18 protein-coding genes are annotated in these 19,027 nt (G+C 65.9%); 8 read left to right on the top strand and 10 right to left on the bottom strand.

Features of this window, described 5'->3' with window-relative positions:
- Positions 1-8 precede the first annotated feature (8 nt).
- From VFP86_02320 to VFP86_02280, 9 genes are all read right to left on the bottom strand, one after another.
- The gene (locus VFP86_02320) at positions 9-1,541 is read right to left on the bottom strand and encodes an ABC transporter substrate-binding protein (protein HET8998460.1); all 1,533 of its coding nucleotides are present in this window, start codon (positions 1,539-1,541) and stop codon (positions 9-11) included.
- Positions 1,538-2,368, bottom strand: a complete 831-nt coding sequence (locus VFP86_02315) for a creatininase family protein (GenBank protein ID HET8998459.1) — start codon at positions 2,366-2,368, stop codon at positions 1,538-1,540. Before VFP86_02315 ends, VFP86_02320 begins: the two co-directional genes overlap by 4 nt.
- Before the next feature lie 84 nt (positions 2,369-2,452).
- Positions 2,453-3,772, bottom strand: a complete 1,320-nt coding sequence (locus VFP86_02310; GenBank protein HET8998458.1) for an ArgE/DapE family deacylase — start codon at positions 3,770-3,772, stop codon at positions 2,453-2,455.
- On the bottom strand, positions 3,772-4,818 hold the full coding sequence (locus VFP86_02305) for an LLM class flavin-dependent oxidoreductase (GenBank protein ID HET8998457.1): 1,047 nt from the start codon (positions 4,816-4,818) through the stop codon (positions 3,772-3,774). The genes VFP86_02310 and VFP86_02305 overlap by 1 nt, the downstream gene beginning before the upstream one ends.
- Before the next feature lie 20 nt (positions 4,819-4,838).
- Positions 4,839-5,693 carry an ABC transporter permease gene (locus tag VFP86_02300; GenBank protein HET8998456.1) on the bottom strand — a complete coding sequence of 285 codons (855 nt, stop codon included), beginning with the start codon at positions 5,691-5,693 and terminating at the stop codon, positions 4,839-4,841.
- A gap of 16 nt (positions 5,694-5,709) precedes the next feature.
- On the bottom strand, positions 5,710-6,630 hold the full coding sequence (locus VFP86_02295) for an ABC transporter permease (protein ID HET8998455.1): 921 nt from the start codon (positions 6,628-6,630) through the stop codon (positions 5,710-5,712).
- Positions 6,631-6,670: 40 nt separating this feature from the next.
- Positions 6,671-8,269, bottom strand: coding sequence for a peptide ABC transporter substrate-binding protein (locus VFP86_02290; GenBank protein ID HET8998454.1), 1,599 nt, complete (start codon positions 8,267-8,269; stop codon positions 6,671-6,673).
- A 59-nt stretch (positions 8,270-8,328) separates the two neighbouring features.
- A complete protein-coding gene (locus tag VFP86_02285; protein ID HET8998453.1) occupies positions 8,329-9,540 on the bottom strand; it encodes an MFS transporter in 1,212 nt (403 codons plus the stop codon).
- A 36-nt stretch (positions 9,541-9,576) separates the two neighbouring features.
- On the bottom strand, positions 9,577-10,326 hold the full coding sequence (locus tag VFP86_02280) for an SDR family oxidoreductase (protein ID HET8998452.1): 750 nt from the start codon (positions 10,324-10,326) through the stop codon (positions 9,577-9,579).
- Between the two features lie 96 nt (positions 10,327-10,422).
- Between VFP86_02280 and VFP86_02275 the strand changes: the two genes are divergently transcribed.
- The 7 genes from VFP86_02275 to VFP86_02245 all read left to right on the top strand — a co-directional run bounded on the left by VFP86_02275 (position 10,423) and on the right by VFP86_02245 (position 18,222).
- Positions 10,423-11,088, top strand: coding sequence for an HD-GYP domain-containing protein (locus VFP86_02275; GenBank protein HET8998451.1), 666 nt, complete (start codon positions 10,423-10,425; stop codon positions 11,086-11,088).
- Positions 11,089-11,393: 305 nt separating this feature from the next.
- The gene (locus VFP86_02270; protein HET8998450.1) at positions 11,394-11,609 is read left to right on the top strand and encodes a hypothetical protein; all 216 of its coding nucleotides are present in this window, start codon (positions 11,394-11,396) and stop codon (positions 11,607-11,609) included.
- Between the two features lie 161 nt (positions 11,610-11,770).
- Entirely contained in the window at positions 11,771-12,301 is a 531-nt protein-coding gene (locus VFP86_02265; protein HET8998449.1) for a hypothetical protein, read from the top strand.
- Entirely contained in the window at positions 12,301-13,740 is a 1,440-nt protein-coding gene (pelF, locus tag VFP86_02260; GenBank protein HET8998448.1) for a GT4 family glycosyltransferase PelF, read from the top strand. The genes VFP86_02265 and pelF overlap by 1 nt, the downstream gene beginning before the upstream one ends.
- Positions 13,712-15,325, top strand: a complete 1,614-nt coding sequence (locus tag VFP86_02255) for a hypothetical protein (protein HET8998447.1) — start codon at positions 13,712-13,714, stop codon at positions 15,323-15,325. Before pelF ends, VFP86_02255 begins: the two co-directional genes overlap by 29 nt.
- A 39-nt stretch (positions 15,326-15,364) precedes the next feature.
- A complete protein-coding gene (locus VFP86_02250; GenBank protein ID HET8998446.1) occupies positions 15,365-17,338 on the top strand; it encodes a hypothetical protein in 1,974 nt (657 codons plus the stop codon).
- 23 nt (positions 17,339-17,361) lie between these two features.
- On the top strand, positions 17,362-18,222 hold the full coding sequence (locus VFP86_02245; GenBank protein HET8998445.1) for an endo alpha-1,4 polygalactosaminidase: 861 nt from the start codon (positions 17,362-17,364) through the stop codon (positions 18,220-18,222).
- Positions 18,223-18,224: 2 nt separating this feature from the next.
- Here the strand turns inward: VFP86_02245 and VFP86_02240 are convergent, their stop codons facing one another.
- Positions 18,225-18,422, bottom strand: coding sequence for a hypothetical protein (locus VFP86_02240; protein ID HET8998444.1), 198 nt, complete (start codon positions 18,420-18,422; stop codon positions 18,225-18,227).
- A gap of 149 nt (positions 18,423-18,571) precedes the next feature.
- Here VFP86_02240 and VFP86_02235 point away from each other — a divergent pair.
- On the top strand, positions 18,572-19,027 hold a 456-nt coding region (locus VFP86_02235; protein ID HET8998443.1), incomplete at its 3' end, for an aquaporin.

Below are 19,027 nucleotides of genomic sequence, written 5' to 3'. Positions count from 1 at the left end.
CGAACCGGCTATGGTTCTAGGCCGACCGGCTGCAGAACCCACTTGAGAGGGTGCAACCGGTAGCCCTTCACCTTTTTGCTGATCGCCTCCGCGTCGACCCGGACGCGCAGCGCAAAGTCCGGCACCGCTTCGCGGATCTTTGCGGCGGCCTGCCGCACAAGCGCAAGGCGCTTCGCATCATCGAGTTGAGTCCGCTGCAGCGCAATCAGCCGGTCCACTTCTGGCGTGCTCCAGAAGTTCCGGTTCTTCACCCCGACGGTCGAGGACTCATACTCGGGAAAGACACGGTCGGGATCACCGACGCCGTACGTTCCGATGATGTACATCTCGTCCTGGCCCTGACGAGACAGTTCGGCGACCGTCGCGAAGTCGAAGGTTTTGACCTCGACTTGGATGCCGACCTTCTTGAGATCTTCCTGGACGACCTCGGCGATCTGGCGGTGGTCGGGGCGGTTGATGGCGGTGAACGTGGTCTTGAATCCGTTCGGATACCCCGCTTCCGCGAGGAGCCGCTTGGCCTTCTCGGGATCGTACGGGTAGCTGAGCGGCCCCATCGTGGACCGGTCATAGCCCCACATGGTGGGCGCGATCGGCATGTCATACAGAACGCCGTCTCCGCCAAAGATGGTCTCCAGCATCAGCTTCCGGTTGATCGCGTGCACGATCGCCCGGCGGATGCGCACGTCGTCGAACGGTTTCTTCCTGGTATTGAACCCTACGCGGTCGACGAGATCCGCGGGGCCGTGGAGGACTTGGTACTGGGCGTTCTTGGCGATCGCCTGCGCGATCGACGGCTCGATCACCGTCAACAGGTCGAGCTCGCCAGCGAGGAGACCGGCCAGGCGCGCATTGTCCTCGGGAACGAAGATCCAATCCACCTGCGCCAGGACGGCCTTGGGTCCCCAGTAGTCGTCGTTGCGGACCATGATCGTTCGCTGCTTGGGGACGTGGCTCTGGAACTTGAAGGGACCCGTGCCCACGGGTCGTTGCCCGAAGCCATCGCCCATCCTCTGAACGGCCGAGGGGCTCACGAGATACGGCTCGTAAAACGCGAGCGAGCTGAGCATCGGAGCATACGGATATTTGGCGGTGATGCGGACGGTCAGCGGATCTACGATCTGGACGCTCTCCAACCAGGCGAAGTCGCCTCGCTGCGACGAGTCCGCGGCGGCCATGCGCTCCAGGCTGAACTTCACCGCCGCCGCGTCGAATGGGGTGCCGTCGTGAAACCTCACCTTGGGGCGGAGCTTGAAGATCCAGCTGCGGGCCCCCTCCACCCGCCACTCGGTGGCCAGCTGCGGCCGGATCGTCACCCCGTCAAAATCGGTCGTGACCAGCGTTTCAATTGCGTTGGCATCGATCGCCCCGACCGTGCTTGCCGTCTCGATTTTCGGATCGAACCCCGTCGCGGGTGTGCGGATTGCCGCGCGCAGCATGGTCCGGTCGGCGGCGAACAGATCCGGGGCCGGCGCGCCTGTCGGGACCAGCGCGATCACGGTGAGCAGGGTTCCAAGCAGGCAGACGCGCGACCGCGACCTCATCGGGTCGTCCCTTGCTGTACCGGCTTGGATGTTGCCGATTGCCAGCCCTTGATGAACGCGACCATGGCGGCCACGTAGGCGTCGAAGAGTTCTTTCCCTCGCTCCGCGGTGCCCTGTGCCGGGTCGCCGTAGGTGATGCACCCGTTGGAGGAAACCAGGTGCGTCGCGGGGAGCTTGAGCGTCACATAGCGGAGAAGGCTGGGATCGTCTCGCACCTTGGTCAGCAACGCCTCACGCCAGCCATCCAACGTCATCCGCGGCTGCTCGATATCGTCGCGGCGGACCAGGTCCGGCTGTTGGTACAACATTGATGATGTCTCGCCGATCCCCGCGTGGATGTCGAGTTTGTCGATGTGTGCGGTGAGGTAGATCTTCCGAAGCTCCCCGATCCCGAACAGCTGGGCCGCGGCGTCCGTCTCCCTCGTGATCCGATGGGCTAGGTAGGCGAGCGTCGCTTCGTTCCCCCCGTGGCCGTTCGCGAGGAGGATCCGTCGGAAGCCGTGCCGGGCCAGCGAGGCCGCCGACTCCAGCACGACCCGGCAGAACGTATCCTCCGAGAGCGTAATCGTCCCTGGGAACTGCATGTGGTGCGCCGAGAGCGCGGGGAAGAGGACCGGCGCACAGAGGGTGCCGGAGGCGCGCGCGGCGGCCCGCGAGACCGCGATGACGCCGAGCGTATCCGTCCCCTCCGGGAGCGCCGGACCGTGCTGCTCGATCGACCCGAACGGTAGAATCACAGTGTCGGTCGTCTCCAGCAGCGCCTTGACCTCGGGCCAGGTCAAGTGCGGCAGATAATTCGGGTCCTTGACCTCGTTCAACTGGCACATGGCGCAACAATCCTCCTCGACGGTCTGCGAACCGATCCGGGAACGACGGGTGGTTCTCGGGCGTTCTCGGGACTCCCTTTGGGATCAGCGCTCGGCGGGGCCGCGGGCGACACCGCAGTACCGCGCCATGAACAGCGCGATCCACGTCATGGCGCGCCGCAACTCCGCCACCGGGAGCTCCTCTCCGGGGCTGTGGCAGCGGTGGAGGTCCCCCGGCCCGAAGTTGATGGCCGGGATCCCGCCCGAGTTCATGAGGTGCCGGCCGTCGGAGGCGGCGGAAAAAGCCTGCACGCCGACCGGATCCTCCCCCAAGTCGACGCCGGCGGCAACCATCGCCGCGACGGCGGGATGCGTCGGCTCGATCACCGCCGGCTCCATGGATGGAGGTGACCACTCTATCGTCGGAGGGTGCTCGATCAGCCACGGGTCGGCCGCGGTCACCCCGGCGACGCACGCGGCGACCACGTCTTGGAGTTCGGTGAGTCGCTCAGCACCGATCACCCCCACACTGTATCGAACCTCGCACCGATCGGGGACCGAGCGTCCGGCGGGGCCGGAGTTCACCGCCATCAAGTTCCAGACATGCCCGACCGGAAGCGGAGCCCAGAGGGGATGCATGCGGGTTCGGTCAAGGCCATCCCGTAGGCGCTCAAGCGCTTCGACGTAGCGCCACGCGGCATGGATGGCGTTCACCCCGCGCCACCCTTCTCCCGGATGCGCGCCTCGCCCCACGACGCGTAACACGAGCGTCATCGATCCCCGTGAGCCCGGGCACACCCGCAGCGAGGTGGGCTCTCCGACAAGCGCCGCTCCGGCGGTGTACCCTCGCCGAATGCAGTCGAGCACGCCGGCGCCGCCGGCTTCCTCGTCCACCACCGATTGGAGCATCACGCTACGGCGCAGCGTCACCCCCGCCGCCCGGAGGACGGCGAACGCACCGAGGAACGCAAACATGCAGCCCTTCGCGTCCACGGCACCGAGGCCGTGTAGGTGGCCGTCGGCGACCGTGCCCGAGAACGGCGGAAAGCGCCAACCGGACGGATCGCCGGCTCCCACGGTATCGGCGTGGCTGTTGAGAATGAGGTGCGCCCGCCGTCCGCCGAGCGGCTCCGCAGTCGGCGCCCATCCGATGACGTTGGGACGGGTCCGAAACCCGCTGGACGGCAGGTACGGGCGCGCGGCCGGGAACCGCTCCGAGAGCGCCGCTGCGTCCGGCTCCCAGGATTCCACGGCGCATCCCAGCCGCTCCAACTCAGCGGCGACCAATGTCTGGAACTCGCCCTCCCCCGTTCCCCCGGCCGATGGGTTCACGCTGGCAACGCGCACCCCCGCCTGCAGCCGCTCCACGACGGTCTCGAGGACGTCGTGGCCGCCGCGGATCAACGCCTCCACCAGGGGGCGCATCAAGGCCACCAGGCGCGAGCGTGATCGGTATGATCCCGCAGCCGAGGCATCAAATCGGTCAGTGCCAGCCGCAGCTGCCCCATCGGATCGTACGTGGCGAACCGGATGATCGGCAGGTTGCAGCCGCTGGCGATGAACCGGCTGATCCGCTCGGCGACTTCGTCCGCCGTTCCGGTGACGAGCCGCCAGCGCAGGTACTCGTCCGGGAACCGGCCCGCATGATAGTGCTCGTAGAACCGCCGGGCTTCATCGAACGCTGCGTCGGCATCCCTGTTGACGTTGACGTAGAAATGGATCATCGAGGTCACCGGACCCGGGGAACGGCCAAGGGCGGCGGCGTATTCGCGGATGCGCTGCCAGCGGTGCGCGAACTCCTCGGGGGTACTCATCTCGACCTGCCACCCGTCCCCAAGACGCGCCACCCGCTTGAGGGCGCGCTCGATGATGTGCTCGCCGGCGTAGGGCGGTTGGGGGTTGCTGGCGATCGCGATCGGACACGGCGTTTGCAGGGGGGTCACGTTCAACACGACGTCGGCGAATTGATAGAACCGCCCGCGATGGGTGACCGGCTCACCGGTCCACAGCGCCCGGAGAATCTCAATGCCCTCGACCAAGCGGCCGGCCCGCTCCTCCACGCTCGTGCCCATCGCGGCGAACTCGACCTCCCAGCGGGCGCCGCTCGGCGAGCGGTGCGCGGACTTGGTGTGCGGTCCACCGCCCATGCAGGCGACGAGATACGCGCGCCCTCCGCTCATCTGATCGAGCGCCGCCCACTGATTCGCGAGCACGATCGGATGCCGAAAGATGAAGCTGGCCATGCACGACGTGCCCAGGAGTACCCGCTGTGTGCGGCCCGCCACCGCGGCGAGAAACACGACCGCATCGATCCGCGGCTTTGCGATCAAACTGTCACCCGTAAACACAGCATCGAATACCCCCGAGCGATCGGCGATCTCGGCCATCGCCAGCAACTCGGGGGGATCCCCTGCCCCGAGCACGATCCCCCGATTCGGGAGGCTCAATCCCCACCGCACGCGATGCGCCATCTCCGCCCCTCCTGAACGCGTCATGCCGACCGCTTCCGAGGATCGAACGCCGCCGTCAACGATCCGCCCACGAGGTTGAATGAGACCACGGTCAGCGAGAGCACCGCGGCGGGGACGATGACGAGATGGGGATGGCTCTGCAGGTACTGGAAGCTCTCGCTGATCATCAACCCCCAGCTCGGCCGCGGGGGCTGTACGCCGATCCCGATGAAGCTGAGCGTGGCCTCGATCAAAATGAGGGCGCTGACATCGAGCGTCGCCCGCACGACGACCAGGTGCATCACGTTGGGGACGAGGTGCCGGATCAGGATCCGCACCGCAGACGCGCCGAGCGCCCGGGCGCCTTCGATGAACTCTCGTTCGCGCAGCGCCACGACCTCGCTCCGGATGATGCGCGCGGTCCCCGGCCAGGCCGTGAGCGCGAGCGCCAGGACGATGTTGACGAGGCTCGGCCCGAAGATCCCCGTGACCAGGATCGCCAAGAGCATCGATGGGAACGCGATGAGTAGGTCGACGATCCGCATCAGCACGTTATCCAGCGTTCCGCCGTAGAACCCCGCAACGGTCCCCCAGGCGACCCCGACGAGCGACTCGGCGAGCACGGCGGAGGACCCCACCGCCAGCGTGATCCGAGCGCCATAGACGATCCGCGTCGATACGTCCCGCCCGAACTGATCGGTCCCGAACCAGTGCGCCGCGGACGGCCCCTGAAATAAGTGGTCGAGATCCTGGCGATCGTAGGTGTATGCGGTGATCCACGGCGCCCCGGCGGCGAGGAGGATCAGCGCCGTGAGAAACACTCCTCCCAGCGCAGCCGGCCACTCCCGCCGCGCCAGCGTCCCCCAGCCGCGGGAGCGTCTCGTGGCGGACCGCACGGCCGGGACCCGCAGATCAGTAGCGCACACGCGGGTTGAGGTACGCGTACGAGATGTCCACGGCGAGATTGATCGCGGTGAAGAGCGCCGTGTAGACCAGCATCACGGTCTGGATGACGGTGTAGTCCCGCTGGAGAATCGCGTTCACCGCGATCCGCGCGATCCCCGGGATGTTGAAGACGACCTCCACAACGAACGCCCCGACGATCGCGTTCCCGAACGCGATCCCGACCGTCGTCACAACCGGAAGCGCGGCGTTTCGGAGGACGTGGCGGAGGAGCACCACCGGCGCGCGCAGCCCCTTGCTGCGGGCCGTTCGGACGTAATCCTCGGTCAGCACCTGGGCGACGCTGGATCGGGTGATCCGGGTGATGTAGGCAATCGGTGCCCCGGCGAGGACCACCACCGGCAGGACGTAGTCCTGCGGCTTCCCCCACCCCGCGACCGGAAGGAGCCGCCAATGCAGCGCGAACACCAAGACGAGCACGGCGGCGACGACGAAGCTGGGCACGGAGAGTCCGGAGAGCACGCCAACCTGGATCAACCGATCGGCGGCCCGGCCGGACGTGACCGCCGCGGCCAAGCCGAGCCCGACGCCGGCCGCCGCGGCCAGCGCAACCGCGAGCGCCGCCAGCCCCAGGCTGATCGGCAGGGTTTGCCGGACGATGTCCCCCACCCGCCAGCTCGGATTCACGTAGGACGTCCCGAAGTCCAACGTGACCGCGTCCCTCACATAGGCCACGAACTGGATCGCCAGCGGGCGGTCGAGCCCGAGTTCGTGCCGCATCCGCGCGGCGGTCTGGGGATTGTAATGATCCCCCAGGAGGGTCTGCACGGGATCTCCCGGCGCGTAGTGCCCGGCGAGGAAGATCAACAGCGCCGCCCCTAGAAACAGGGGGATCGCCAGCGCGGCGCGGTAGGCCAGATAGCGAATCACTGCGGCGCGCCGGGGTCACTCTCCGCAGCCGAAGCGGCGTTTACTTTTGGACGCTCACGCGGGTGAACGGAAGCCATCCCGAGAGCATCGGCGTCGTCTCCAGACCCTGGACATAGGGCTTCTTGAGCATCGCGAACTGCGAGAAGAACAGCGGGACAAACTGCGCGTCCTGCACGGCGAGCGCCTCTGCCTTATGGTAGATCTCGATGCGCCGGCTCTCCGTTGGCGCGGCGTTCGCCTGGTCGATCAATTTGTCGAACTCCGGATTGTTGTAATTAACGCGGTCGAGCACGGAGCGGCTGTCGAGCAAGAGGTCGAGATAATCGCTGTAGTCGAGGTAGTCGGCCGACCAGCCGGTGAGGAAGGACTGGTAGACGGTCCGTTTGTTCAAGGACGCGATGAAGTTGGAGAACTCCGTCTTCTCGAGTTGCGCGTCGAGCCCCAAATTTGCCCGCAGCATCGCCACGATCGGTTCCCCGGCCATCTGCGCGATCGGCGTGAACGGGTTCATTGCGATCCGGAGCGGCGGGAGCTTCCCCGCCACGCCGGCTTCCTCGAGGAGCTTCTTGGCCTGCGCGGGATCATAGGGGAGCCCCTTGTAGTCAGCGTAGAATCCCGGGATCCCCGGTGGGACGATCGAGTTCGCGGGCCGATAGAATCCGAAGAAGACCGTCTGGGCGATCTTGGCGCGGTCGATGGCCATCGCGATGGCGCGCCGCACCCGCGCGTCCTTGAAGGCCTCGTAGACGCGGGCGTTGAGCCCGAGGAAGAGGATCTGCGCGCGGGGCGCTACAAACAACTCTTTGCTCAGCACCGGATCCGCCTTGATGCGTTGAAAGTCCGCGAGCGGGACCTGCACGAGATCGAGTTGTCCCGAGACGTATTCGGAGAGCTGGGTGGACGCCTCCGTCACGATCGGCAGTTCCAAGCGGGAGATCTTGGGCGGACCCTGGGCGAAGTTGGGGTCCCCGGCCAGCGTAATCCGGGAGTTGTGGACCCACTCTTTGAAGATGAATGGACCGGAGCCGGCGTCCCGGGTTCCAAACCATCCCTTGCCGCCCTTCTCGACCACGTCCTTGTCGAGAACGACGGCGGCGTAGTAGGCGAGGCGGTTCAAGAACCCTCCCCGGTGCGACGGGTTGAGCACGAGCTGCAGGGTCTGGGGATCGACAACCTTGAGGCCCGCGATCTCGGCCGCGCCCTTCTGGTACGCGTCGTACCCCGTTACCCCCGACAACACCACGTCGGCGACGAGCGCTTTGAGCGTGGGATCTCCCATGCGCTCGAACGACCACTTCCAGTCCGCCGCGGTCACCTTGCGGCCGCCGTGGAACTTCACATTGTCGCGCAGGTGGAACGTGTAGATCAGCCCGTTTGGCGAGATGTCCCAGCTCCGCGCCCCGGCCGGCACAAGTCTCCCGCCGCTGTCGAAGGCCACCAGCGTCGTGTACATCAAGGCGGTGAGCGGTCCCGAGGAGGAGTCCACTGAGAAATAGGGGTCGAGGGTCGCGGGCTCACCTCCGAGCGGCGTGCGAAATGTGCCGGCGACCTGTCCGACGGCGGACGCGGACGGCCACCCCGCCGCGATCACCGCGACGAGCGCGACCGCCAGGATCGAGGCCAGCGTGCGTTGCGCCATTCCCATCCCCCCTTAATGATCCAGCGTTACTTCTGACCCGGTCCCCGCCACCCCTTGCGCTATCCACCGTCTCCTTCGGCCATGCGCGGACGATCACCCGACGCCTCGAGGCTCACGATCGGCAGCTCGAATCGCAGGATGACGAGCATGGCCGCCCCCATCGTCAACGCGCCCAAGTAGAACGACGACCCGATCCCATACCTCGTGACGAGGACGCCGAACACGATCGGGGTCGCCACCGTCCCCAAGCGCTGCACGGTCTGCCGAATTCCCATCGCCAGCCCCCAGAGATCGGCGGTCACGGCGTCGGCCATGAGGCTCATCGTCAGCGGTTGCGTCACCCCGGTCGACGCGCCGAGCCCGGCCGAGGCCAGCATAAGCGGCACAAAGGACATCATCAGCGGGGTGATTCCGATCGACACCATCGCCAGGCCCGTCGCTCCCGCCAACAACGCCGCGTACCCGAACGCTGAGACCGCACGCCCAATAAACGGCCGGACGAGCATCGAGGTGAGACTGCCGGCCCCGATGATGACACCAATGAGTGTGGACGGAAGCCCAACGGTTTGCAGGTACAGCGGGTAGAACGACTGCCTCAGGCTCTGACCGCTGATGACCATGAAGGAGATAAACAGGATCAGGCCGACCCCGGGAAGACCGAGAATGCCGCGCGCCGAGTGATGCGCGGTCCACACCCTGGTGGCCGGCAGGGACGACCGCGCCCGGGGCTTCACCAGGCCGGCCAGCACAAAGGACGGAATCATGAGGGCCACCACTGTGATGAACACCGCCTGATATCCTCGGAAATCTACCAGCAAGCCGCCCACGATCGGGCCCAAGACCATGCCCGCCGAGATCCACGAGCTGTAGTAGCCGTAGTTGCGTGCCCGCGACGCGGGAGGGCTGAACTCGGCCACGGCGAGTTGGGTCGCCACCGTCAGCCCGAGATTCCCGAGTCCCAAGAGCGCGTAGCCCACGGCCACCCCCGTCGCCCCGGGGACCGCCGCCAGGATCGCGCACGCGATGGTCTCCGTGACGACGGACCACTTCCCGACCGGCGCGGGACCGTGGACGTCCACCAGGGCACCGACGTGCACGGCGAAGAAGAGCGGCAGGAGGCCGGAGAGGCTCACAACAATCCCGACCGCGGTGGGCGTGGCGCCGTGCGCCGTCAGGTAGAGGGGAATGAAGGGCGTGGCGATGTTCCACACCAGTACGTAGGTGAGGGAGAATATATAGATGACGGCGGGGCCGGTCCGCTCGCCGTTCACCTGCTCAAGAGCACGGGGCCTCTGGCTGAGCGTCCGTCAGTGAAATACACGCCCCGCATCCACAACGAGCGTCTGCCCTGTGATGCTGTCGGTGCGGCAGAATTCGACGACGAGCGCCGCCACATCGTCCTTGTCGGTGGCGCGCTGGAGCAGTGCTCCCTGCGTCGCCCGCTCGCGGTACTGGGGGGCGAGATTCTCGCTCATCCGCGTGCCTTCCATGAACCCCGGAGCCACCCCGTTGACCAGGATCTCCGGAGCCAGGGCAACCGCCATGCACCGAGTGAGGTGATTCAACCCCGCCTTCGACACGGCGTAGGCGATCGAAGAGCCCGTCGGACCGAATCCCGCGATGGAGGAGACGTTGACGATTCGCCCCCCACCCTGGCGCTTCATGATTGGGGCCACCGCCTTGCTGCAGATGAACGGCCCGGTGAGGTTCGTCGTCAAGATGCGATTCCAGTCTTCCAAGCTCAGGTCCGTCAATTGCGGGAAAGGAATCCATTTGTTGTATGCGGCATCGTTCACGAGAATATCGACGCGGCCAAACACCCGGAGCACGTCGGCCATGAGGCGCTCCACGGAGTCTGCGTGAAGCACGTCCACCTGAAAGGGCGCAGCCTGTCCCCGGAGATCCCGCACCTCCCGGGCGACGATTTCGGCTTCGGCCCCTCGGTGTTGGTAGCACACGGCCACACGAACGCCGTGCTGAGCCAGGGACCGGCAGATACGGCGACCTAACCCTCCGGTCCCCCCCGTCACGATGGCCACTGCGTCGGTGAGATGCACCGAGGGAGGCTACGAGGCGTGCGCCGACAATCCCTCCACCGCCCACGGGCCGGGCCTGCACACCCGGGCGCGGCCCGGCGCTAAATGACGGCCGGTGTGGGCACACACCTGGTAGAGATGGGGAGCCCAACCAGGGAAGCACAGATCGAAGGGCCCAAACTCGTCAACCTCGTCGAACAATTGCGCGGCGAGCTACGGGTCGCGTACGACGACATCATCGCCGGCTGGGCACGCGCGCTGGACCTCCGCGACCAGCAGGCCGAGGGCCACACGAAACGCGTGGCCGAGTGGACGGTGAGACTGGGGCGGATGATCGGGATGCCCGATGATGAGCTGGTCCACGTCTACCGCGGGGCACTGCTTCACGACATTGGCACCATGCTGGTTCCCGACGCGATTTTACTGAAGCCCGGGTCGCTCACCGAGGAGGAATGGCAGATCGTGCGACGCCACCCGGTGTACGCGTACGCGTTGCTGTCGCCGATCTCCCACCTGCGCCCCGCGTTGGATATCCCGTACTGCCACCATGAAAAGTGGGACGGCACCGGGTATCCGCGGGGGCTCAAGGGCGATCAGATTCCCCTCCCCGCGCGAATCTTCTCCGTCGTGGACGTCTGGGATGCGCTGTGTTCAAACCGGCCCTACCGGGACGCCTGGACGCGCGAGGAAGCCCACGAGTATATCTGCGAGCATATCGGAAAAGACTTCGATCCTCAGATCGTGGAGATGTTCCTCACCATGGACTTGGAGATTACCGAGTAACGACCCACGACGGCGGCACCAGCATCCCGGTCAGCACCGCGAGTAGAAACAACATCACGAACGCCACAAGTCGCGAGACCCTCTGCGCCACGGTTCGTTCACCCCTCCGGCCTCGTCTCCCCTCCATCCTGGATGAAAACGGCCCCTCCGCCAACCGATCGTTTGAAGGATTTGCGATCCTCAGATGAACCCGCGTCGTTTCCGGCCTCTCATCCAAACGGGATTAAAAAACCGCCCGACGGACGAAGTGGTTCCCCGCTGCCTCATGGTATCTCACAATGAGCGTCCGGAGTCAGGGGGCCTTCATGAAGTACTACTCATACTCGGCAAGCCTTGCATCGACATACCGCAAGCCGCCCAAGTCGCGATCGCCGATCGTCCCAAAGGAACTCGTGCCGAAGACCATCAGCGCGCTCGACGTCCTCCTCTCGATCTGGATCGCCGAGGCCGTCCTCGAGACGGAGCCGCCCAAGCGCCGCACCCGCAAGAAGGGGCCCCGCCGCCTGACGGCTCTCCCCTGACATGCGGAGAACTTCCATCGAACCTCATGCTCCACGGTATTTCGCCTCATCCGGCGGACGTCGACGGGTATCCAAAGATGGATGAGGGTTCATTCGTCTAATAGCTCGATTTGGCATAAAAGACGAAGTCGAAAGAATGGGCCCCGTCGTAATCTCCCGATGTGACAACAGCGAAGGTGTTCTCAAAGCTGGCGCGACTGCTCGGGGGAGATCCGGCCCCCAAGGCCACCAACGGTCGCGTTCCGGTGTGGGTCACCCGTCTTCAGCGGGATGACAACCCCTGGCTCAAGGCCGAGCGCCTGGAACAGCAGGGGCAGCTGGCCGACGCCCGGCGGCTCTATCAACAGGACATCGATCAACAGAACGGACGCGGGCATCACGGCCGGGTGGCGGTGGCGCGCGCGGCCTCCGCAGAGATCACGGCGCGCCTCGGAGACCACGCCCTGGCGTTGTCTGAACGGCAACGCGCGGCCGAGCTCTTCCGCAGGCACGCCGAAGAGGCGATGACCTGGTCCATCCGGGAGGCCGCGTGGTCGTACGAACGCGCCGCCGCCCAGTACGCGAGGGCCGGGCTCCCGAACGAGGCGGAAGAGATGCGCCGGTGCGCGACCGACCTCAACGTCCACTTCGCGTTGCCGGTGGACGGACTCGACGTTCTCCCCGCGCACCTCCGGGACGCCTTGGCACAGTGATGAAAGTCTTGTTATCGGTCTCCGGGACGTACCCATACTTTCGGGGCGGCGTGTCGGTATGGGCGCACCAGTTGATCACCGGCCTCCCCGCGGTGGAGTTCCGGCTGACGAGCATCGTCTCGAATCCGAACGTCACCCCGCGGTTTCCCCTGCGGCGAGACGTGCGGCTGACGACGATCCCGCTCTGGGGGGTCGGGCGTCCGGAGGAGTTCCCCGGCCTGCCTCCGCGGAGCGTCGCCGCTCGCTACCGCCGGGTGAGAGTGCGCGAGTTCGGCCGCGACTTCCTGGCGCCCTACGAGACCGTGGTGACCCAATGCATGCGGGGGGCCCCGGACCCCTGGGCGCTCGGGCTGGCGCTGGCCGGGCTGTCCCGGTTCTTCAGAAAGGTCGACTTCTACGCGACGATGCGGCACCCGGCCGTATGGGATACCTTTGTGCGTGTCTTGACGAGCGACCCGTTATTCGGCCGGCTGTCCGTCATGGACACGATCGGGCTCTGCCGGCGTCTCGAGCGTCATCTTCGCGTGCTCACCGCACCCGTCGAGCGGGTGGATGTCGCCCACGCGGCGGTCGCCGGAATCGCCGGCGTGCCCGCGGTCCTGGCCAAAATCGTGCATGGCGTGCCGTTTCTCCTCACCGAGCACGGGGTCTACTATCGGGAGCGGCTGCTAGACCTCATCAACGAAGAGGGGTCGACGCCGCAGAAGGTCTTTCTCGCCAACTTTGAGCACGCGCTCGTCCGCCTGAACTACGCGTTTGCCGACCTGGTGACGCCGGTGTGCCACTTCAACAGTCGGTGGGAGGTCGCGATGGGAGTCCCGCCCGCCAAGGTGCGCGTCATCTACAACGGCGTCGACACCACGCGCTTCTCCCCCGTGCGGGAGGCTCCGCACTCCGTCCCCACGGTGATCTCGGTGGGACGGGTGGATCGCCTGAAGGACACCCTCAATTTCATCGAGGCCATGGCGTACGTGCACCGACGGATCACGCAGGCCCGGTGCCGGATCTACGGCGAGGCGACGGATCCGGCGTACCGGCAGTTGTGTGTCGCCCGGATCAAGGACCTCGGCCTGGAGCACGCAGTCACCCTGGAACAGGCCACGCAGCAGCCCGAGGCCGCCTACCGCGAGGCCGACGTCGTGGTCAGCCCAAGCCTTTCGGAGGGTTTCCCGTTCGGGGTGATTGAGGCGATGGCCTGTGGCAAGATGGTCGTCGCCACCGACGTCGGAGGAGTCCGCGAAGCCTTGGAGGGATGCGGCGTCCTGGTCCCTCCACGCTCCCCGAAGTCGCTGGGGATGGCGATCGTGGCGGCCCTTCAAGACGACGCGGACCGGCGCGAGTACGGCGCGCGCGCACGCGATCGCGCGGTACAGCAGTACCAACTTCACCAGATGATTCAGGCGTATCAGGATGTCTATCAGCACCTCGCCGTTCATTAGCCGGCCGCTGTTGGAGCGTCGTCTCCTGCCGGAGCGCCTGGCGCGCACCGTCTGTGAGATCGACCCCAGCCCGGGCGGCCCGTTCGCCGTGGCGGTCGTCCTCGAAGTGCTCGGGTACTCTGACCGGCGGGCCAAAGAGGCCGGGTGGGCCGACGTCTTCGCACTCGCTCGCGAGGTCTTCGGCCGCATCGAGTTTCTGGGGACCGCGGGCGCGGCCCGCTCCCAATCCAGGAAGACCCAGCCCGCGCGTCCGGACGCGTCGTCCCCGGTAATGGCGGTGATCGCCCAGCAGGCGGTATGGCTCGTCATGGTGGCCCTGATGATCGCCTGGGGACGGTCTGTCTGGTCTGCGGACAACGCGCCGTTCGCACTCGCGCAGGCCCTCACGGTCGGCATTCTGGGCAGCCTCATCGTGAGCGGCGGGTTCCAGTACGCCATCACACGGCGGTTGCTCTTTCACACCGCGCAGCGGGACTTTACGCAGGCCCAGGCGTTCTTCCATCGGGCCGTGTGGGCGGGCGGCGGCGTCATGTCCATCGGGGCGTTGGCCGTCACGGCAGGAATCTGGAAGATGCATCCTTACGATCATCTCGCCCCACTCGTCGCCGCCGGCTATTTCGTGTTGCACGGGAACTACCGTGTAGCCGTGGTACCTCTCATCGCGCTGAACGACGTGGCCGGCCTGGTGCTCACGACCGGCATCGGGGTGGGCCTGCTCGCATTGACGTACGCGCGTCTCGTGCACGCCGGCACCGATGCCGCGCAGGCGATCATCTTGGCTCAGTTGGTCGGCCTGACCGCGTTGTGGCTGGGGAGCCTCGCCCGGAGCCGTTCGCTGCTCGGTGGTGTTCGCGTCGGCGTGGTGGCGGGAGCGGATCTCCCTGTGTCGCGTGGTTCGCATGGCCTCGGGCGGACCCGGTGGCTCGTCGTGTGGCTCGACGCGGCGCCGTGGTTCGCCACCGGGGTATTATACTATCTGTTTCTGTTTGCCACGCGTCCGATCGCATGGATGCTCTCGCCGGCGGAGCGCCAGGTGTTTGAGTCGGGAGTGGACCTCGGCATCCTTGGCATCGTCCCGGTGGCTATCGCCGCATCCTGGGGCCTCCATCGCTACTACCAGGGCCTGCGCGAACAGATGATGAGGACGGAGATCCTCGGAGTGACCGAACTCAGAACCCGAGCGGTCACCCGCTTCTCGCAGATGTTGTGGCGGTGCCGGTGGTTTGGGGCCGCGGCCGCCATTGTACTCCTGGCCGCGACCGGCGGGGCACCCTGGGGTGGCATGGACGCCCCGACGTTTTTGGTGTTCCGGATCACGGTGGTCGGGTTGATCGTGGCGCTGCCGGGGTTCTTGTTCTCCTTTGGCATGCTGACCGGTCTGGGTGCGCTCCGCGACGCCGGCGGGGTCTTGGTGTGCGGCCTTATCCTCCAGTGCGGCGAAGGACTCCTCATGGTTCAGCGCGGGACGGCCGGATGGCTTGCCCTCGCGCTCATCGGTGCCGCCACGACCCTCAGCGAATTGGCGATTTGGCGGGCAAACCGGCTCGTTCGCAACATAGACCGATACTACTATGCGGCATTCTAAGTGCATTCTTCTACATCTCATCATAAGGAGCGCGATGCCATGTACCGCAGCAGTGTACGCGTAAGCGCAGGGTTCCTCCTCATTCTGGCGTTGGCGGCGGGCCACGCGGCGGGGATCACCCCCCACCGGCACGATGTCCTCCCAGGGGAACTGCCGTTGTCCGGAGGATCGGCGCCCCTCCCCCAAACGGCGGCGCCTCTTTCGCCGGAACCGCTCCCATCTGCCCTCGGGACGCCTCAGGGTGGCGGGCCGGGGCCGATGACCATGCGGGTGCTCGTCATCTCGGCGGATGGCACGGAACCCGCGTTCGGGGCAGCCATGGCCGCGCTCGACGAGCTCGGGATCCCGGCGCAGGCCTTCGTCACTCGCCGCGACGGGCCGCTGACGCCTGAGAAGCTTGTGCAGGGGACGACCGCGCGGTACTATGCCGTGATATTGGCGACGAACACGTTGACCTACTGGAACGGCGCGGCGAACGTCACCGCGTTCGGGCCAAAAGACTGGGAGACCCTCGAGCACTTCGAGACGCAGTTCCATATCCGTCAGGTCACGATGTACACGTACCCGACCCCCGAGTACGGGCTTCACCTCCCGTCCAGCGCCGGCATGCTCGCCAAGAGCGGCCACCTGACGCCGGCGGGCCGCCGGATCTTTTCCTACCTGAATCCCAACGCCGACATCCCGATCCGCAACGCCTGGCTCTATCTCTCCAGGGCCACCGAGGATGCCGTCCCGCTGCTCGTCACTCCGGACGGGGACGCCCTCGCCGTCATCAAGACATCTTCGGACGGACGGGAGAATCTGGCATTTGCCATGGACGGCAGCGCGTCCCTGCTGCACACGCGGCTCCTCGCGGCGGGCGCGATCACCTGGGCCACCCGAGGCGTGTACCTCGGAGAGCGGCGAGTGTACCTCAATCCGCAGGTCGACGACCTCTTCTTCGACGACGACCGGTTTGCCGGGGCCCCCTATCGCATGACCGTCTCGGATCTCGACGCGGCGGCGGCCTGGCAGCAGGCGATTCGCGCGCGGCGGCTGACCGGCGCGTTTCGGCTCGCCATGGCCTTCAACGGGGAAGGCAGCGAGCATGCCTTCGTCGCCGGGCAAGGCGATCCCGAAGTGGACCTGGTCCCGACGGAGGATCCATTGACGGACCGGGTGGTCGCCCTGCAGGACCAGTTCGAGTGGATCAGCCATACCTACGGGCACATGAACCTCGACGCCGCCACCGAGCAGCAGACCGAGGCGGAGTTAGCGCTGAATCACACGGTTGCGCGTGATCTGGGATTTTCGAAGTATTCTCCCGAGAACCTGGTCACCCCGGACATCTCCGGGCTCAGGAACCCCGCGGCGATGCTCGGCGCATTCCGGCGCGGCGTGCGATACGTGGTGTCGGATTGGTCCCGCAGCGACCAGCGGGCCCCCAGGTTCAATACGGGTATTCGAAACATCCACGAGCCGCGAATCCTCGAGATTCCCCGCTACCCCACCAATATCTTTTACAATGTCACCGAGCCCGGCGAGTTGCTCGAGGAGTTCATGGCGGTGCACCCGGACTTCTGCCGCCTCTTCCCGGACCGCTGCCCGCTCACCTATCGGGGCCTGCTCGACTTCGAGAGCGACACCCTGCTCGGGTACCTCTTTACGTATGACATTAACCCATTGATGTTTCACCAGTCCAACCTGCGCCAGTATTCGAGCGGGCATACGCTGCTCGCAGACTTCTTCGCCGCCGTTGTCGCGAAGTACGAAGCCCTGTCCTCCCTGCCCACGAGGACGCTGACGATGGGTGAGATCGGCCGGGCGATGGAACGGCGCGCGGCGTACAATCAGGCGGGGATCGTGGGCGTCTTGATCCCCGGGCAGAGCATCATCATCACCGCCACGACCGGGGGGGCGATCATCCCGGTCACGGGGGTCCACGTGGGGACGGCGGTGGATCGGTATGGGCCCGATGAAACGTCCTATCTCACCCTCAAGCGGGGTGAACGCATGGTCATTCCGCTTCACTAAAGCGAGCGAGAGGAGATCCTTCGATGCGGTGGTGGATAACGGGAATCGTAAGCGGTCTCATCCTCATGCTGATGGGCTCGGTCCCAGCCTCGCGAGGCGGCCAGCTCAGTCCGGCCGACCGCCTGCGGGCGGCCCGGACCTGGGTCAGTTACTACAGCAATGGGCAGATCCCGCAACTCCTGCAGTTTGACATGGTGGATATCGATGTCGAGGACGGTGCGGCAAACTACGAGCCGCAGGATGTTGCGATGTTGAAGTCGCAGGGCAAACTCGTGCTCTCGTACATCAACATCGGCTCCGCCGAGCCGTTTCGATCCTACTGGTCTCAGGTCCAGCCGTACATCCTCAAGAAGTACCCGGGATGGGATGAGTTCTACATGGACGCGTCCAAGCCCGGATACCGGGAAGTCCTGCTCACGACCGTGGTGCCACAGATCCTCGGCAAGGGCGTCGACGGTCTCTTCCTCGACAACGTCGATGCAGGATCGGACACCGGCCGCCCGGACGTGACTGCAGGTATCGTGGAACTGGTCCGGCAGATTCATGCGCTCCATCCGACCACTCTGCTGATCGCCCAATCGTCAAACCTAGGCGTTCTCACAGAACGCGGCTCCGATGGGCGCCAGTTCTACCAGTACGTGCAGGGACTTGCCCGCGAGGAGGTCTCGGCGACGTACCAAGGCGGCTACCAGAAGATCCCGGTCCGTCAGAGCGACGCCGTGCTCCATGCGCTCGCGACGTGGCGCAGCAGAGGACTCACGGTCTTTACGCTGGACTACGCGAACTCGAAGGAACTGGCTCAGTATGCGATCGCGAGGGCGCGTGCGTATGGCCTGATTCCGTACGTCGGCCAGCGAGAGCTCAATCGAGTGTCTTCATGGTAGTCTCACCGGCGTAGGCCGTTGAGCGGGCCCGCCGGGTTATAGACGCTGATCAAGGTGGGGGCGGCAACTACGCCGAGGGACACCGCCGCGCGGGCCGCCCCCGCCGGGATCGTCAACATGGCCAGCACGGCGAGCCACCGCCGGACCCCCACGACGTTCGCGATCCGGACGAATTCGGATTTTGGAATCAGGCCGTCCATGCATCCCCCACGGTTCTCCATTCACGTTCAACCCGCGTTTTGCCTCGGCAGGACCGCACCGCGGTCAGGACATGCAAGGGGGCCAGCGATCGGTCAGCGAAACCGGTAGCGGCCAGCCGACGCCGTGTCAGACAAGAGGAGGACCTGGTGTGAACAAGTATGTCACCGAACTCATCGGCACGTTCTTTCTCGTGCTGACGATTGGGACCACGGTTATCGCAGGCGCGGCAGGGGTCATTCCACCGCTGGCGATTGGGGCCGCGCTCATGGTGATGGTATTTGCAGGCGGTCATGTCTCCGGGGCCCACTACAATCCCGCCGTGACCCTGGGAGCCTGGATGCGGGGGCGCGTGGCCGCCAAGGACGTCCTCCCTTATGTCACCTCCCAACTCATCGGCGCCCTGCTTGCCTCGCTCTTCGTGGGATACCTGAAGGGCGGTGCCGCGGTGAAGGCCATGACCCTGGCCGTGGGGCCTGCGTTGGTCGCGGAGTTCCTCTATACCTTTGCGTTGGTATACGTGATGCTCAACGTCACGACCGCTAAAGGAACCGCAGGGAACTCCTTTTACGGCCTGGCGATCGGGATGACCGTGATGACCGGCGCA

Source organism: bacterium (genome assembly GCA_035703895.1).
Lineage (GTDB): Bacteria > Sysuimicrobiota > Sysuimicrobiia > Sysuimicrobiales > Segetimicrobiaceae > Segetimicrobium.
This window is presented reverse-complemented; position numbering and strand designations above follow the sequence as displayed.

What these genes read in the sequence shown, in the direction of transcription:
- VFP86_02320 (HET8998460.1), bottom strand. Translation starts at nt 1,541, where the DNA reads ATGAGGTCGCGGTCGCGCGTCTGCCTGCTTGGAACCCTGCTCACCGTG.
- VFP86_02315 (HET8998459.1), bottom strand. Translation starts at nt 2,368, where the DNA reads ATGTGCCAGTTGAACGAGGTCAAGGACCCGAATTATCTGCCGCACTTG.
- VFP86_02310 (HET8998458.1), bottom strand. Translation starts at nt 3,772, where the DNA reads ATGCGCCCCCTGGTGGAGGCGTTGATCCGCGGCGGCCACGACGTCCTC.
- VFP86_02305 (HET8998457.1), bottom strand. Translation starts at nt 4,818, where the DNA reads ATGGCGCATCGCGTGCGGTGGGGATTGAGCCTCCCGAATCGGGGGATC.
- VFP86_02290 (HET8998454.1), bottom strand. Translation starts at nt 8,269, where the DNA reads ATGGCGCAACGCACGCTGGCCTCGATCCTGGCGGTCGCGCTCGTCGCG.
- VFP86_02270 (HET8998450.1), top strand. Translation starts at nt 11,394, where the DNA reads ATGAAGTACTACTCATACTCGGCAAGCCTTGCATCGACATACCGCAAG.
- pelF (HET8998448.1), top strand. Translation starts at nt 12,301, where the DNA reads ATGAAAGTCTTGTTATCGGTCTCCGGGACGTACCCATACTTTCGGGGC.
- VFP86_02255 (HET8998447.1), top strand. Translation starts at nt 13,712, where the DNA reads ATGTCTATCAGCACCTCGCCGTTCATTAGCCGGCCGCTGTTGGAGCGT.
- VFP86_02250 (HET8998446.1), top strand. Translation starts at nt 15,365, where the DNA reads ATGTACCGCAGCAGTGTACGCGTAAGCGCAGGGTTCCTCCTCATTCTG.
- VFP86_02245 (HET8998445.1), top strand. Translation starts at nt 17,362, where the DNA reads ATGCGGTGGTGGATAACGGGAATCGTAAGCGGTCTCATCCTCATGCTG.
- VFP86_02240 (HET8998444.1), bottom strand. Translation starts at nt 18,422, where the DNA reads ATGGACGGCCTGATTCCAAAATCCGAATTCGTCCGGATCGCGAACGTC.